Genomic DNA, 13,828 nt, shown 5'->3' with positions numbered 1-13,828 from the left:
GCATGGCACAGGACACCGTTCTCGAGGGCCGGCAGGTCCGTCTCAAGCTCCCGGGCAAGCTCAAGGGCTTCCTGATGCGCGCCCAGGTCGACGAGGGGCTGAGCCGCCTGACAGAGACCACCATCGAGTTCATGTCGCCCGACATCGACCTCGACCTGCAGAAGCTGGTGGGCGAGCGCCTGCCGCTCGAGATCGACGCCCCGAAGGACAAGACCCGCTATTTCCAGGGCCGCTGCACCGCCGCCGAATACCTTGGCTCCCATGCCGGTCGCGGCTATTTCCGCGCCACCGTGCAGCCCTGGCTGTGGTTCCTGACCCGCAGCGCCAATTGCCGGATCTTCCAGGACAAATCCGTGATCGACGTGATCAAGGAAGTGTTCTCGCAGCACGGGTTCTCGGATTTCCGCGACCGCACCAAGCACGCCTATCCCAAGCGTGGTTACTGCGTGCAGTACCGCGAAAGCGACTACGCCTTCCTGTGCCGGCTGATGGAGGAGGAAGGGATCTATTTCTACCACGATCACGAGAAATCGAAGGAGGTCCTGATCCTTGCCGACGAGGCCAGCGCCCACCGCGCCATCGAGGATCACGCCGAGATCGATTTCTACTTCCGCGCCCCCGATTACCGGCGCCGCGACGACCACGTCTTCGACTGGCGTGGCGGAGAAAGCATCCAGACCGGCCGCGTCACGCTGCAGGACTACGATTTCGAAAAGCCCAAGTCGGACCTCAGGACCGTCAAGGCGCTGCCGCATGGCAAGCACGCCTTCCGGTCCTACGAGATCTACGACTATCCCGGCCGCCACGGCGACACCCGCACCGGCGAGCATCACGCCCGCGTCCGCATCGAGGGGCTTGCTGCACAGGCCCAGCGCTCGACCGGCGCGTGCAACGTGCGCCAGATGAGCGCCGGGGCCAAGTTCAAGCTCAAGCAGCATCCGCGCAAGTCCGAGAACGCCGAGTACCTGGTGATCTCGGCCCGTCACCAGATGCAGATCGACGCCGATATCGAGGATCGCGAGATGGTCGAGGCCATCCTCGGCCCGCTGCTCGATTTCGACCGAACGACCAGCCCCGACACCTATCGCTGCCTGTTCGAGGTGCAGCCGGTCTCGGTGCCCTACCGCGCGCCGCAGCTGACGCCGCGCCCCGAGCATCCCGGCGTGCAGACCGCCGTGGTCGTCGGCAAGAAGGGCGAGGAGATCTGGACCGACCGCCATGGCCGCGTGAAGGTACAGTTCCACTGGGACCGCGAAGGCCGCCGCGACGACAGCGCCTCGTGCTGGATCCGCACCTCGGTGCCGTGGAGCGGCAAGGGCTGGGGCATGGTCGCGGTGCCGCGCATCGGCCAGGAAGTCGTGGTGCAGTTCGAGGAGGGCGATCTCGACCGTCCGCTGATCACCGGCATGGTCTACAACGGCGACACCGATCCGCCCTATGCCCTGCCCGGCAACCAGACGCAGACCGGGCTGAAGACCAATAGCTCCAAGGGCGGCGGCGGCTTCAGCGAGCTGATCTTCGAGGACAAGAAGGACGCCGAGTTCGTCCGCCTCCAGTCCGAGCGCGACTTCAAGCAGATCGTCAAGAACAACGCCGAGATCACCGTCGGGCTCGAGCACAAGACGGGCGGCACCTTCACCCAGACCATCCACGGCGACAAGACCGAGACCATCCGCGAGGGCGACCACGCCTTCACCGTCGCCAAGGGCAAGGAAACCGTCGAGATCGCCAAGGCACGCGCCACCAAGGTGGGCGCCGATGACAGCCTCAAGGTCGATGGCGACCAGTCGCTCGACGTGACCGGCGGCAGGAAAGACGCCATCGGGCAGGGCTACGAGATCGACGTGGGTGCCGCGCTCGAGATCTCGGCCAAGTCGAAGATCGTGCTGAAATGCGGCGGCTCGAAGATCGAGATGACGCCCTCCAAGGTCACCGTCTCCTCGGCTCAGGTCGAGGTGAAGGCCAGCGCGACCGGCAAGTTCACCGCCGGCGGCCAGCTCAAGATGGAGGCCAAGGGACAGGCGGCGCTGAAGGGCGCCGGGATGCTGAAGCTCGAGGGCGGCGGCATGACGCAACTGAAATCCTCCGGGCTGCTCCTCGCCAAGGGCGCCCTCACGATGATCAACTGACATGACAGCCCCCGCCCATACCGACCGCTTCACCGGTCTGCGCAAGCTGCCCGACGCGCCTGCCGCCCGCATCCTCGCCGCCGGCAACGCGGTGCTGCAGACGCCGCTCGACCTTCCGGCCTCCGCCTCGGTGCCCGAAACGCTCGCCGCGCTCGAGACCGAAGGCGCGCTGATCGACATGTTGCAGGTGCTGGCCCACGCCCTGCCCGCGCGCGAAGCCACCTGGCTCGCCTGCCTCGCGGCGCGCGAGACGGTGGCCGAGGGGGCTCTGATGCCCGCACCGCTGCGTGCCGCCGAGGCCTGGGTGTTCAAGCCCGGCCCCGAGACCCGCGCCGCTGCCCGCGCCGCGCTCGATGCGGCCGGAAACGAGGACGACACCGCGCTCTGCGCCATGGCCGCCTCGATGGCCGACGGTACGCTCGGACCCGGCGAGCTCGAGGATTACGCCGCCCCGCCGGGCGCGGTGGGCGGGGCCGCCTTCGGCATGCTGCTGACGGCGATGTTTCACGACGAGGACAAGGTCGAGACCCGCGGGCCCGAGCTGCTCGCGCGGGCGCTCGACATCGCCCGCGGCGGCAACGGCACACCCGCCGCGACCGAGGAGATCACGCCATGACCCTGCCCGCCGCCCGCGTCACCGACACCCATGTCTGCCCGATGGTCACCGGCATCATCCCTCATGTGGGCGGGCCCATCGTGGTGCCCTGCCCGACGGTGCTGATCGGCAAGCTGCCCGCTGCCACGGCGACCGCGATGGCGGTCTGCATCGGCCCGCCGGACATGATCGCCAAGGGCTCGACCAAGGTGCTCACCGGCAAGAAGCCTCAGGCGCGGCTGTCGGACACCTGCGCCCATGGCGGCGCGGTGGTGATGGGCTGCCCGACGGTTCTGGTGGGAAGATAAGCGATGTCCCTGTGTCTGCGACTGACAAGCTCCGGCACGCTGCCCGACGGGCGCGACCGCGTCGAGATGCGCGAAGGCGCACTCACAATCGGGCGCGGCGAGGAGAACGACCTCTCGCTGCCCGATCCCGATCGGACTCTGTCGAAGCGCCATTGCGTCCTCGAAGAGCGTGGCGGCGACTACGTGCTGCGCGACCTGAGCACCAACGGCACCTTCCTCAACTACGGCGGCGAGCGCATCGGCGAGATCCCGGCGCCGCTGAGCCATGGCGACGTGATCCAGATCGGCGGCTTCGAGCTGGTGGTGGAGCTCGCAGGCGCTGCCAGCGCGCCCGAGACCCCGCTGCCGCCCGCAGAGGACAGCCTGCTGATGCCGCCCCAGCCCGGTCAGGCCGAGGACGTCTCGCACGATCCGCTCGGCGGCTCGGATGACGATTTCCTCGACGCGCTGCTCGGCGCTCCGGCCGAGCCGGACGCCCAGCGCCCGGCAATCCCCGAGGATCCCTTTGCCGCAGAGCCGATGCCCACGGGCGACACCCCGCCCGAGGCATGGCCCGCTCCGGGCGCCAGCGCGCCCGATCACAGCCCCGCGGCGCAGGATCACTACACCGCGCCCGAGGTTCTCTCCGGCCAGATCCCCGACGATTGGGACGACCTCTTCGCCCCCGAACCGCCCTCAGCCCCCCTGCAGGAGCCCGAGCCCGCACCCGCGCCGCAGCCGGCCCCGATGCCGTCTCCCGATCAGGCCGCTTCGGCGCCCGTCCAGCCAAGCCCGGCAACCGGCACTCCGGACGCCGCGCTGCGCGCCTTCCTCAACGGTGCCGGCGCCGCGCATCTCGCCATCCCCGAGGCCGAGATGACCGAGACCATGGCCCGTCTGGGCCGCGTCTTCGCCGCCATGACCAGCGGCATGCGCGAGATCCTGATGACCCGTGCCGCGATCAAGAGCGAGATGCGGATGGACCGCACGATGATCAACAACGGCGGCAACAACCCCCTGAAGTTCTCGATCTCGCCCGAGCAGGCGGTCGAGGCGATGATCCGCCCCACCGTGCGCGGCTATCTCGACGCCGAGGCGGCCACGCAGGAGGCGTTGGGCGACATCCGCGCCCACGAGGTCGCGATGATGGCGGGCATGGAAGCGGCGCTGAAGGCGCTGCTGGCCCGGCTCGGCCCCGACCAGCTTGCCTCGCGGATCGAGCAGGGCAGCTCGCTCGGCGGCCTGCTGGGCGGCAAGAAGGCCCGCTACTGGGAGGCCTACGAGAGGATGTACGCCCAGATCGCCCGCGAGACCGAGGACGACTTCCAGTCGACCTTCGGCCGCGAATTCGCCCGCGCCTACCAGGATCAACTCCGCAAACTCTGAAAGGACAGACCATGTTCAAGCTCTTCTCCCTCTTCGCCGCGCTCTGCCTCGCGCTCTCGGCCTGCGTCACCACCCCCGAGCCCGCCAGCACCGGCGTGCAGCTCAACATCACCGGGGCCGCAGACATGAATGGTGGCCTGCCGACGCAGGTGAAGGTCTATTACCTCGCCTCCGACGCCAGCTTCCGCTCGGGCGACTTCTTCGCGCTGTTCAACGAGCCCGAGGCAACGCTGGGCTCCGATCTCGTCGCGGTCGACGACTTCCAGCTCGTGCCGGGCCGCAGCGTCGGCGACAGCCGCAGCTTCGCGCAGGCACCGGGCGCCATCGGCGTGGTCGCGGCGTTCCGCGACATCGACGGCAGCCGCTTCCTCGCGAGCCGCGCACTGATCCCCGACAGCCCCAATGCCGTCACCATCACCGTCGGCGCCAACACCGTCTCGATCCGCTGATCGCGACCCACGAAGCACAAGGAAGGATCGCCACCGTGTCCTGGGATAACAAGGTCGTCTGGCAGGAGGGGATGTTCCTCCAGCCCCATCACTTCCAGCAGCACGACCGCTATGTCGAAGCGCTGGTCTCCGGGGTGGCAGGAGCGCTCACCCCCTATGGCTGGGGCGTGACCGAGCTGTCGCTCGACCAGGAGCTGCTCAAGCTCGGCAAGCTGGCGGTGAAATCCTGCTCTGGCCTCACCCCCGATGGCGCCGCCTTCCGGGTGCCCGAGGCCGATGCCCAGCCGCCGGCGCTCGACGTGCCGGAGAGCGCCAAGAACACGGTGGTCTACCTCGCGATCCCGGCGCGCCGGCATGGCGCCACGGAGGTCGACCTGAGCGGCGCGGCGCAATCGGCGGCGCGCTATCGACCCGAGGAGATCGAGGTCACCGACAGCATGGGCCGCGATGCCCGCGCGGTGCAGATGGCGGTGGGCAAGCTGCGCATGACTCTGGCGCTCGATCTCGACGACCTGTCGGACCAGCTGGTGATCCCGGTGGCGCGCATCATCGAGGTGCGCCCCGACCGCGAGGTGGTGCTCGACCGGGCCTTCATCCCCTCGGCGCTGGATGCCCGCTCCGCCGGCCCGCTGCACGATTTCCTGCGTGAGCTCGAGGGCCTTCTGAGCCACCGCGCCGAGGCGCTGGCGGGGCGTCTGAACCAGACCGGCGCGGCCAAGGGCGTGGCCGAGATCTCGGATTTCCTGCTGCTGATGTGCGTGAACCGCACCCTGCCGCAGATCCGCCACCTGGTGACCCTGCGCAACGCCCACCCGCAGGCGATCTTCCAGAGCCTCACCGCGCTTGCCGGAGAGCTGGCGACACTGATGACGCCGGAAAAGCGCGCGCCGGAGTTTCCGGCCTACGCCCATGACGACCTGACCAACGTGTTCCAGCCGGTGTTCCGCGCCCTGCGCCAGTATCTCAGCGCGGTGCTCGAGCAGAACGCCGTGGCGATCCCCATCGAGCCACGCAAGTACGGCGTCTCGGTGGCGATGATCTCGGACAAGCGGCTGCTCGGCTCGGCCAATTTCGTGCTTGCCGCCAAGGCCGCGGTGCCACCCGAGAGCGTGCGCCGTCATTTCCCGACCCAGGCCAAGATGGGCCCGGTCGAAGAGATCCGGCAGCTGGTCAACTCGGCCCTGCCGGGGATCGGGCTGCGGCCCCTGCCGGTGGCCCCGCGCCAAGTGCCCTACCACGCCGGCGTGGTCTATTTCGAACTCGACCGCGACAGCGCCCACTGGAAGCAGATGGCGCGCTCCGGCGGCCTCGCCGTGCATGTCTCCGGCGACTTCCCCGACCTTGAAATGGAGCTGTGGGCGATCCGCTGACGCGGCCCCCTTGAGGAGCGATGCCATGACCCGCGACGACCCTTTCGCAGAACCCTCGGACACCGAGAAGACCATCGTGCGCCCCAATCCCGGCGGACGCCGGCCTGCGGTGCCGCCGCACATGCCACCGCCGCAGGGCGCGCAGCCACAGCCGCAGCCCGCCCCGCAGCCGATGCCGGCCCCGGCCCCGGCACCTAGGCCGTCCCAGGAAGCCCCAGCCACGCCGGTGGGTGCCGCGGCGACCGGGATGAACCCGCTCAACGCCGCCGCCTCGACGCTGTTCTCGCTGGTCGCCCGTATCCGCAACCGGGCGCAGCATTCCGACCCGGCGGCGCTGCGCGAGAGCGTCATCGCCGAGATCCGCAGCTTCGAGGACTCGGCCCTCAAGGCCGGTGTCCCGGCCCAGACCGTGCGGGTGGCGCGCTATGCGATTTGCGCCACGCTCGACGACGTTGTGCTCAACACGCCCTGGGGCGGGCGCAGCATCTGGGCCCAGCGCAGCATGGTCGGCACCTTCCACAAGGAGACCCACGGCGGCGATCGCGTCTACGACCTGCTGTCGCGGCTCGAGGCGGCGCCCGCCGCCAATCTCGACCTGCTGGAGTTCCTCTATATGTGCCTCAGCCTCGGCTTCGAGGGCCGGCTGCGGGTCGAGCCGCGCGGCGCCGAGAAGCACCTCGCCATCCGCGACGGGCTGGCCCGGCTCATCCGCACCCATCGCGGCCAGGTCGAGCGCGATCTCTCGCCGCGCTGGAGGGGCGTTTCCGTGGCGCACCGGCTGCTTTCTGCCTGGACCCCGGTCTGGCTGGCGGGCGGGCTCACGCTGCTGGGGGTCTGCGCCGCCTTCGCCGGCTTCTCCTTCGCGCTCAATGGCTCGACCGAGGCGCTGCGCGGCCAGATCGCCGCGCTCGACGTCGCGGGGCCGGTGACGCTCGACCGCCCGGCCCCGCCGCCGCCGCCCGCGCCCCCCGCGCCGCGCGAAGTCGAGACCGCCGAGAGCGTCACGGCCTTCCTCCAGCCCGAGATCGACGAGGGGCTGGTGACGGTGGAAAGCTCGGGCAACACGCTCACCGTTCAGATCTCGGGGGCCAACATGTTCGCCCCCGCCTCCGACACGCTCGAGCCGCGCTTTGCCGAGGTGGTGGACCGCGTCGCAGGCGCCCTGAACGAGGAAGGCGGGCAGATCATTGTCGCCGGCCATTCCGACAACATCCCGATCAACACCGCGCGCTTTCCCTCGAACCTCGCGCTGTCGCTGGCGCGGGCCAAGTTCGTGATGGAGCGGATTTCGCAGACGCTGGTCGACAGCTCGCGGATCAGCGCCGAGGGCCGCGCCGACCGCGAACCCATCGCATCGAACGACACGCCCGAGGGGCGCGCCAAGAACCGTCGCATCGAAGTCATTCTCGTGAAGGCAGGCTGACCCATGACCCGCAAGATCCTTTCCAAGCTCTTCAGCCCGATCGGCGTGCTGATCCTGTTCAGCCTCGCCCTCGCCGCGGCCACCTGGTATCTCGGCCCGCTGGTCTCGATCGGCAACGCGCGGCCCTTCGACCGGCAGTCGAACCGGCTGATCGCCTTGGCCGGCATCACAGCCGCCACCATCATCGCGATCCTGATCATGCTGCTGCGCCGCCGCGCGCGCGAGCAGGCGATGACCGAGGCGATCACCGACGCCGGCACTGCGGGGACCGACGCCCGCGACGCCGCCGTCGAGGCCGAGCTCTCCGAGCTGCGCGGACGCATGAGCGACGCGCTGGGGATGCTGCGCAAGTCGAAGCTCGGCGGGCGCTTCGGCTCGCGCCATCTCTACCAGCTGCCGTGGTATATCGTGATCGGCCCCCCGGGCGCCGGCAAGACCACGGCCATCGTCAATTCCGGGCTCAAATTCCCGCTCGCCGACCATCTCGGCAAGGGTGCCATCGGCGGCATCGGCGGCACGCGCAACTGCGACTGGTGGTTCACCAACGAGGCGGTGCTGCTCGACACGGCCGGGCGCTACACGACGCAGGACAGCGATGCCGAGGCCGACGCCCGCGCCTGGGGCGGCTTTCTCGAGATGCTCAAGAAGCACCGTCGGCGGCAGCCGATCAACGGCGCGGTGGTGGCGATCAGCCTCTCGGACCTGTCGCTGCAGGACGAGGCCGAGCGCCGCGCCCATGCCAAGGCGGTCCGCACCCGCCTGCGCGAGCTGCGCGAGCGGCTGGGCGTGCGCTTTCCGGTCTACGTGCTGTTCACCAAGGCCGACCTGATCGCCGGCTTTCAGGAGTATTTCGACACGCTCGGCAGCGAGGAGCGCGAGCAGGTCTGGGGCTTCACCCTGCCGCATCAAAAGGGCGCCGCGGGCGACCCGATGGCGGGCTTCGGCCCCGAGTTCGACGCGCTTCTGGCGCAGCTCTCAAACCGCAGCCTCGAGCGGATGCAGACCGAGACCGATTACCAGCGCCGCAGCCTGATCGCGGGCTTCCCCTCGCAGGTCGCCTCGCTGCGCGGCGTGGCCGAGAGCTTTCTCGGCGACATTTTCCAGGAGAGCCGTTTCGAGGACGGCCAGCTCCTGCGCGGGGTCTATTTCACCTCCGGCACGCAGGAGGGCACGCCGATCGACCGCCTGATGATGGGCATGGCGCGCACCTTCGGCATCGGCCGGCAGGCCATCGGCAGCGGCAAGGGACAGGGGCGGAGCTACTTCCTCACCCGTCTGCTGAACGGCGTGATCTTCCCCGAGTCGGGGCTGGTTTCGGCCGATGACAAGGTCGAGCGGCGCTATCGCTGGGTGCGCGGTGGCGCGGTGGCGGCCAGCGTGCTGCTCTTCGGCGGCACCGCGGCGGTGCTGTCGAACAGCTTCCTCGGCAACCGCCAGCTCATCTCGGATGCCAGCGCCCAGCTTGGCAGTTTCCGCACCATCACCGCCGACATCCCGCGCGACACCGTGGCCGACGCCGACCTGCCGTCCGTGGTGCCGGCGCTCAACATCCTGCGCGAGTTGCCGGGCAACCCCTCGGCCAGCGATCCCGAGCCGCCGGTCGAACTGACCTTCGGGCTCTACCAGGGCGACGCCATCGGCACCGAAAGCGCCCAGAGCTATCGCGGCGCGCTCAACACCCTGCTGCTGCCGCGCCTGCTGTTCCGGCTCGAAGAGCAGATGCAGGCCAGCCTCAACGACCCCGACCTGCTCTTCGAGGCGCTCAAGGTCTACCTGATGCTGGGGCTGCAGGGGCAGATGGACGAGCAGAGCGTGAAACAGTGGATGCAGATCGACTGGGGCCTGGCCTTCCCGAACGATCCGGCGCTGCAGGACGACCTGATGGACCACCTTGGCGCGATGCTGACCCAGCCGATGCAGGAGATTGCCCTCAACGGCCCCCTTGTCGAGCAGATCCAGGGCCTGCTGGCCGAAACGCCGCTGGCCGAGCGCATCTACCAGAGCATCATCACCGCCCCGGCAGCGCGCGAGCTCGACCAGTTCCGCATCACCGATATCGGCGGGCCAGCGGTGTCGCGCGTGATCCTGCGCCCCTCGGGCAAGCCGCTCAGCGCCGGGGTCGAGGGGGTGTTCACACGCGACGGCTTCTACGGCTACATCCTGCCCGAGCTGACGCAGGTGTCCGAGCGCGCCCGGTTCGAGAACCTCGTGCTCGGTGACCGCGCCGAGGAGGTCACGCCGGCCGTGCTCGACCGTCTGGGCCGCGACGTGCTGGCGCTTTACGAGAACGATTACGTCACCCGCTACGACCAGCTTCTGGGCGATCTCGACGTGATCCCCATGGAGAGCCTCGGGCAGGCGACGGAGGTCATCAACATCCTTTCCGGCCCGACCTCGCCGATCCGCAACATCCTCGAGGCGGTGTCCGACGAGACCCGGCTCACCGAGCTGCCCGAAAGCGCCCAGCTTGCCGAAGACGCCGCCGGCGCGGCGGTCGGTTTGGTGCAGGGCGAAGTGCTCTCGGCGCTCAATTCGCAGGGCTCGGCCATCGCCGAAGCGCTGGCCTCGGTGGCGCCGCAGGATGCAGAGGGCGAGGAACGCCGCCCCGGCCAGTTCGTCGAGGACCGCTTCCGCCCGCTGCACGATCTGACCGCCCGGTTCGACGGTGCGCCGTCGCAACTTGATGATGTCATCGGCACGATGAACGCGGTGTTCGGCGATCTCAACCGCCTGTCGCTGGGCCAGAGCACCGGCACCGCCATCGCGGGACAGGGCGCCGGCGCGGCGGCCGAGCTGCAGGCCGGGCTGGCGCGGCTGCCGAACCCGCTGCAACGCTGGGCCTCACAGGTGGTCGAGGGCTCCTCCGGCGCTGCGGTGGGCGGCGCGCGGGCCGAGCTCAACGCCAAGTGGCAGGCGCAGGTGCTGCCGGTCTGCCGGCAAACCATCGACGGGCGCTATCCCTTCGCCCGGCAGGCGCAGGCCGATGTGACGCTGCAGGATTTCTCCCGGCTCTTCGCGCCGCAGGGGCTGATCGACACGTTCTTCAGGGAGAACCTCGCCCCCTTCGTCGACCAGACCAGCAACCCGTGGCGGCTGAAGCGGGTGAACGGCGTCGATATCGGCATCTCGGATGCGGTGGTGGCGCAGTTCCAGCGCGCCTCCGAGATACAGGACAGCTTCTTCCTCGCCCCGGGCCGCCCCTCGATCACCTTCGACGTGACGCCGGTGGCGCTAGATCCCAATGTCGAGCGGGTGACGCTCGAGGTCGAGGGCGAGAGCCTGATCTATGCCCATGGCCCCCCGCAGGTCACCCCGATGACATGGCCCGGCCAGGGCGGCCGCACCCGCGTGAGCTTTGCCCCCAACAGCCCCGACCGCGAGAACGCCATCCAGCGCGACGGCCCGTGGGCGTGGTTCCGGTTGCTCGACACCGCCGAGCTGCGCCGCACCAATGTCTCTGATCGCAACCGGGTGATCTTCAACCTCGGCGGCCGCATCGCGATCTTCCAGCTGCGCGCGGGCTCGGCGCTCAACCCGTTCACCGTCTCGGCGCTGTCGAGCTTCTCCTGCCCGGCCTCGCTGTGACGGGAGAGACGGGGGCATATGGCTATTACGGCAAGGCGCCGTGCCGGGGCGATTTCCTGCGCTCCGGCCTGTCGCCGGGTCTTGTCAGCGCGTGGGATGCGGCGATGCAGGCGCTCATGGTGGCCGGGCGCGAGGCGCTCGGGGACCGCTGGCAGAGCTGCTATCTCGGTGCGCCAATCTGGCGTTTCGCGATCTCGCCCGGGGTGCTCGGCCCGCGCGCCTGTGCCGGGATCATGATGCCCAGCGTCGACAAGGTCGGACGCCAGTTCCCGCTCTGCCTCGCCTGCGAGCTGGACAGCAGCGGCTGGGAGGCGTTCTGTGCCCTGTCCCCCCTGTTCGAGCGGCTGGAAGCGGCGGCGCTGGCGATGCTGGAGGACGACGCCACGCCCGACGCGCTCGATACCGCGCTGGCCGCCTTGCCGCCGCCCGCGCCAAAGCGCCCGGCCTGCCAGGCGCGGGTCGGCGACGCCACCGCGCTGGTCAGCCACGGCGGCCCGGACGCGGCGCTCGCCGCCCTCGCCGCCGGCGATCCGGTGGGCATCTGGCAGACCGAGCACGCCGGAGCCTCCCGGCTTCTGGTCCTGCCGGACCTGCCCGGCTGCCAGGAACAGGCCGCCGCCATCTTCGACATCGACGCCCCGGTCTGGGGACGTCGCGCCTTGCAAAGTACCACACCAGAAAGGGCCGAGAGATGACCCGAACCACCGAGGCCCCCGCCCTGCCCCATTTCGCGATGACCCACACCGGCCACGTGCGCAAGATCAACGAGGATGCCATTCTCGCCCGCCCCGAGCTTGGCCTCTGGGTCGTCTCGGACGGCATGGGCGGCCACGCCGCCGGCGACTTTGCCAGCCGCACCGTGATCGCCATGCTCGAAGCGCTGCCCGCCGATCTTCCCCCGGCACAGATCCCCCGCGCCGCCCGAGATGCTTTGCAGCACGCCCATGCCCGGATCCGCGCCGAGGGGGAGCGGCTCGGTCAGGGCACCATCGGCGCGACCGTGGTGCTTCTGGTGATCGCCGAGGGCCATTTCATGTGCCTCTGGGCCGGGGACAGCCGGCTCTACCGCGTGCGCGACGGCCAGATCGAGATGATCAGCGCCGATCACTCGGTCGTGGGCGAGCTGGTCGAGCAGGGCTATCTTGACTGGGACGAGGCCGAGCATCACCCCCATGCCAACCAGATCACCCGCGCCGTGGGCGTGGGCGAGACGCTCGAGATCGACAAGCGCCGCGGCGAGGTTCGGCCCGGCGACCGCTTCCTGCTGTGCTCGGACGGGCTGACCAAATACGCCCGCGCCGAGACCCTGCGCCAGCAGGTCGACGGCGTGCCGCTCGAGTGTGCCGGCGAGACCCTGATGCAGACCGCGCTCGATGGCGGCGGCGCCGACAACGTGTCGCTGATCGTGGTGGAGGCCTGAGCCATGCCGTGTTTCTGCGAGATCCCCGCCAGCGCCGCCCGCAACCGCTTTCAGGTCGGCGCGATCCCGATCCTGCCGCCGATCCCGCTGTCGCTGAAGCTGGCCGCGGCGCTGCCGGCGCTCGACCCGGAGAACCGGCTCGACCTGCAGATCGCCGCCACGCTCGATCCGATGGTGATGCCCAATCTCGACATCGGCGGCGGCGGGCTGGCCAATATCGCGATGATGCTGTCGCTGATGACCGGCACCTTCGCCCTCGACGACCTGCCGCAGCTCGAGCTGCAGATGCAGCAGGCGGGCGAGAGCATCACCCGCAACGTCTGGCCCCGGCTCGGCTGGCTCACCCAGCTCAAGATCCAGCCACTGATTGCCTATTCCATCGTGGCCCGGTTGGTGATCGACCTGCGCGAGATGGGGCTTGACCCCTTCCATGCGATGGAGCCGCCCCCCACCCCCTATTTCGACAGCTTCAGCCTCGCCCTGACGCGCCCCCAATTCCGCATGGCGCAGCTGATGGGCGGACTGCCGCAGATCCTGGCGATGAACGCGGCCTTCGACCTGCCGCCGCTGGGCGAACCGGGCTCGATCTCGGGGCTGCAGAACCGGCTGCACGGGCTCGCCACCCTGACGCCGCCGAGCCTGATCATCCCGATGCCGCTGCTGCAAAAGCTCGCCATGGTGCTCGAGGCGCTCGCCACCATCGAGGAGGCTTTCGGCCCCGACGGGTTCTCGCCCAACACGCTGTCGCGCATCCAGGCGATGCTGCGGCTCTGGGCGAGCTTCAAGATGGGGCTGCCGCTCGGCGCGCTGACGCTGGCCAACAAGCTGGCGATGCTGCCCACCTTCGAGGACCTGAAGCTCGGCGAGTCGGCGGCGAGCAGCACCGCGCTGGCCGGGCTGGCCTCGTTCTCGCCGCCGCGGCTAGCCATCGCGCCCTTCCTCAACGTAGCGCTGGCGCTGCATGGCTCGCTGCAGATGGCGCTCGACATGGAGCCGTTCGACATGTGCTCGCTCTGCCCCTGCTGATCGAGGTCGGCGTCATCTCACACGAACGAACCGGGCCCGCCTTGGCGGAAGGCGGGCCCGGTCTTGCAAAAACTCGGAGAGTCGCGCTCAGATCTCGCCCAGCCGCCGCCACTGCTCGAGCTTGTCGCGGCTGACCTCGAATGCATCGAATCCTCGCG

At 69.6% G+C, this 13,828-nt stretch carries 11 protein-coding genes; all 11 read left to right on the top strand.

From position 1 onward, the window contains the following. The first annotated feature begins 2 nt into the window (after positions 1–2). The 11 genes from R2601_RS08230 to R2601_RS08180 are packed head-to-tail and all read left to right on the top strand — an operon-like array spanning position 3 to position 13,670. Positions 3–2,129, top strand: a complete 2,127-nt coding sequence (locus R2601_RS08230) for a type VI secretion system Vgr family protein (protein ID WP_007796425.1) — start codon at positions 3–5, stop codon at positions 2,127–2,129. Position 2,130: 1 nt separating this feature from the next. Beyond that, positions 2,131–2,745, top strand: a complete 615-nt coding sequence (locus R2601_RS08225; protein ID WP_007796422.1) for a DUF6931 family protein — start codon at positions 2,131–2,133, stop codon at positions 2,743–2,745. Continuing rightward, positions 2,742–3,032 (top strand): PAAR domain-containing contractile injection system baseplate protein, encoded by a 291-nt coding sequence (locus R2601_RS08220; protein ID WP_007796420.1) that lies wholly within the window; start codon positions 2,742–2,744, stop codon positions 3,030–3,032. Before R2601_RS08225 ends, R2601_RS08220 begins: the two co-directional genes overlap by 4 nt. Before the next feature lie 3 nt (positions 3,033–3,035). Beyond that, complete coding sequence (gene tagH / locus R2601_RS08215; protein WP_007796417.1) at positions 3,036–4,397, top strand: type VI secretion system-associated FHA domain protein TagH; 1,362 nt, start codon at positions 3,036–3,038, stop codon at positions 4,395–4,397. 11 nt (positions 4,398–4,408) lie between these two features. Next, positions 4,409–4,846, top strand: a complete 438-nt coding sequence (tssJ, locus tag R2601_RS08210; RefSeq protein WP_007796416.1) for a type VI secretion system lipoprotein TssJ — start codon at positions 4,409–4,411, stop codon at positions 4,844–4,846. A gap of 35 nt (positions 4,847–4,881) precedes the next feature. Further along, the gene (gene tssK, locus R2601_RS08205; protein WP_007796407.1) at positions 4,882–6,216 is read left to right on the top strand and encodes a type VI secretion system baseplate subunit TssK; all 1,335 of its coding nucleotides are present in this window, start codon (positions 4,882–4,884) and stop codon (positions 6,214–6,216) included. 25 nt (positions 6,217–6,241) lie between these two features. Next, positions 6,242–7,639, top strand: coding sequence for a type VI secretion system protein TssL, long form (gene tssL, locus R2601_RS08200; protein ID WP_007796403.1), 1,398 nt, complete (start codon positions 6,242–6,244; stop codon positions 7,637–7,639). Between the two features lie 3 nt (positions 7,640–7,642). After that, the gene (gene tssM / locus R2601_RS08195) at positions 7,643–11,224 is read left to right on the top strand and encodes a type VI secretion system membrane subunit TssM (RefSeq protein WP_007796401.1); all 3,582 of its coding nucleotides are present in this window, start codon (positions 7,643–7,645) and stop codon (positions 11,222–11,224) included. After that, the gene (tagF, locus tag R2601_RS25460; RefSeq protein WP_007796398.1) at positions 11,221–11,919 is read left to right on the top strand and encodes a type VI secretion system-associated protein TagF; all 699 of its coding nucleotides are present in this window, start codon (positions 11,221–11,223) and stop codon (positions 11,917–11,919) included. The genes tssM and tagF overlap by 4 nt, the downstream gene beginning before the upstream one ends. Continuing rightward, the gene (locus R2601_RS08185; RefSeq protein WP_007796395.1) at positions 11,916–12,644 is read left to right on the top strand and encodes a PP2C family protein-serine/threonine phosphatase; all 729 of its coding nucleotides are present in this window, start codon (positions 11,916–11,918) and stop codon (positions 12,642–12,644) included. Before tagF ends, R2601_RS08185 begins: the two co-directional genes overlap by 4 nt. 3 nt (positions 12,645–12,647) lie before the next feature. After that, complete coding sequence (locus R2601_RS08180; RefSeq protein WP_007796394.1) at positions 12,648–13,670, top strand: hypothetical protein; 1,023 nt, start codon at positions 12,648–12,650, stop codon at positions 13,668–13,670. The last annotated feature ends 158 nt before the right edge of the window (positions 13,671–13,828 follow it).

It is taken from the genome of Salipiger bermudensis HTCC2601, assembly GCF_000153725.1.
Lineage (GTDB): Bacteria > Pseudomonadota > Alphaproteobacteria > Rhodobacterales > Rhodobacteraceae > Salipiger > Salipiger bermudensis.
The sequence above is the reverse complement of the archived record's forward strand: the minus strand, read 5'-3'. Positions and strand labels throughout refer to the sequence as shown.

Coding starts and splice junctions, on each gene's coding strand:
- tagH (WP_007796417.1), top strand. CDS start 3,036: ATGTCCCTGTGTCTGCGACTGACAAGCTCCGGCACGCTGCCCGACGGG.
- tssL (WP_007796403.1), top strand. CDS start 6,242: ATGACCCGCGACGACCCTTTCGCAGAACCCTCGGACACCGAGAAGACC.
- R2601_RS08225 (WP_007796422.1), top strand. CDS start 2,131: ATGACAGCCCCCGCCCATACCGACCGCTTCACCGGTCTGCGCAAGCTG.
- R2601_RS08230 (WP_007796425.1), top strand. CDS start 3: ATGGCACAGGACACCGTTCTCGAGGGCCGGCAGGTCCGTCTCAAGCTC.
- R2601_RS08220 (WP_007796420.1), top strand. CDS start 2,742: ATGACCCTGCCCGCCGCCCGCGTCACCGACACCCATGTCTGCCCGATG.
- tssM (WP_007796401.1), top strand. CDS start 7,643: ATGACCCGCAAGATCCTTTCCAAGCTCTTCAGCCCGATCGGCGTGCTG.
- tssJ (WP_007796416.1), top strand. CDS start 4,409: ATGTTCAAGCTCTTCTCCCTCTTCGCCGCGCTCTGCCTCGCGCTCTCG.
- R2601_RS08185 (WP_007796395.1), top strand. CDS start 11,916: ATGACCCGAACCACCGAGGCCCCCGCCCTGCCCCATTTCGCGATGACC.
- R2601_RS08180 (WP_007796394.1), top strand. CDS start 12,648: ATGCCGTGTTTCTGCGAGATCCCCGCCAGCGCCGCCCGCAACCGCTTT.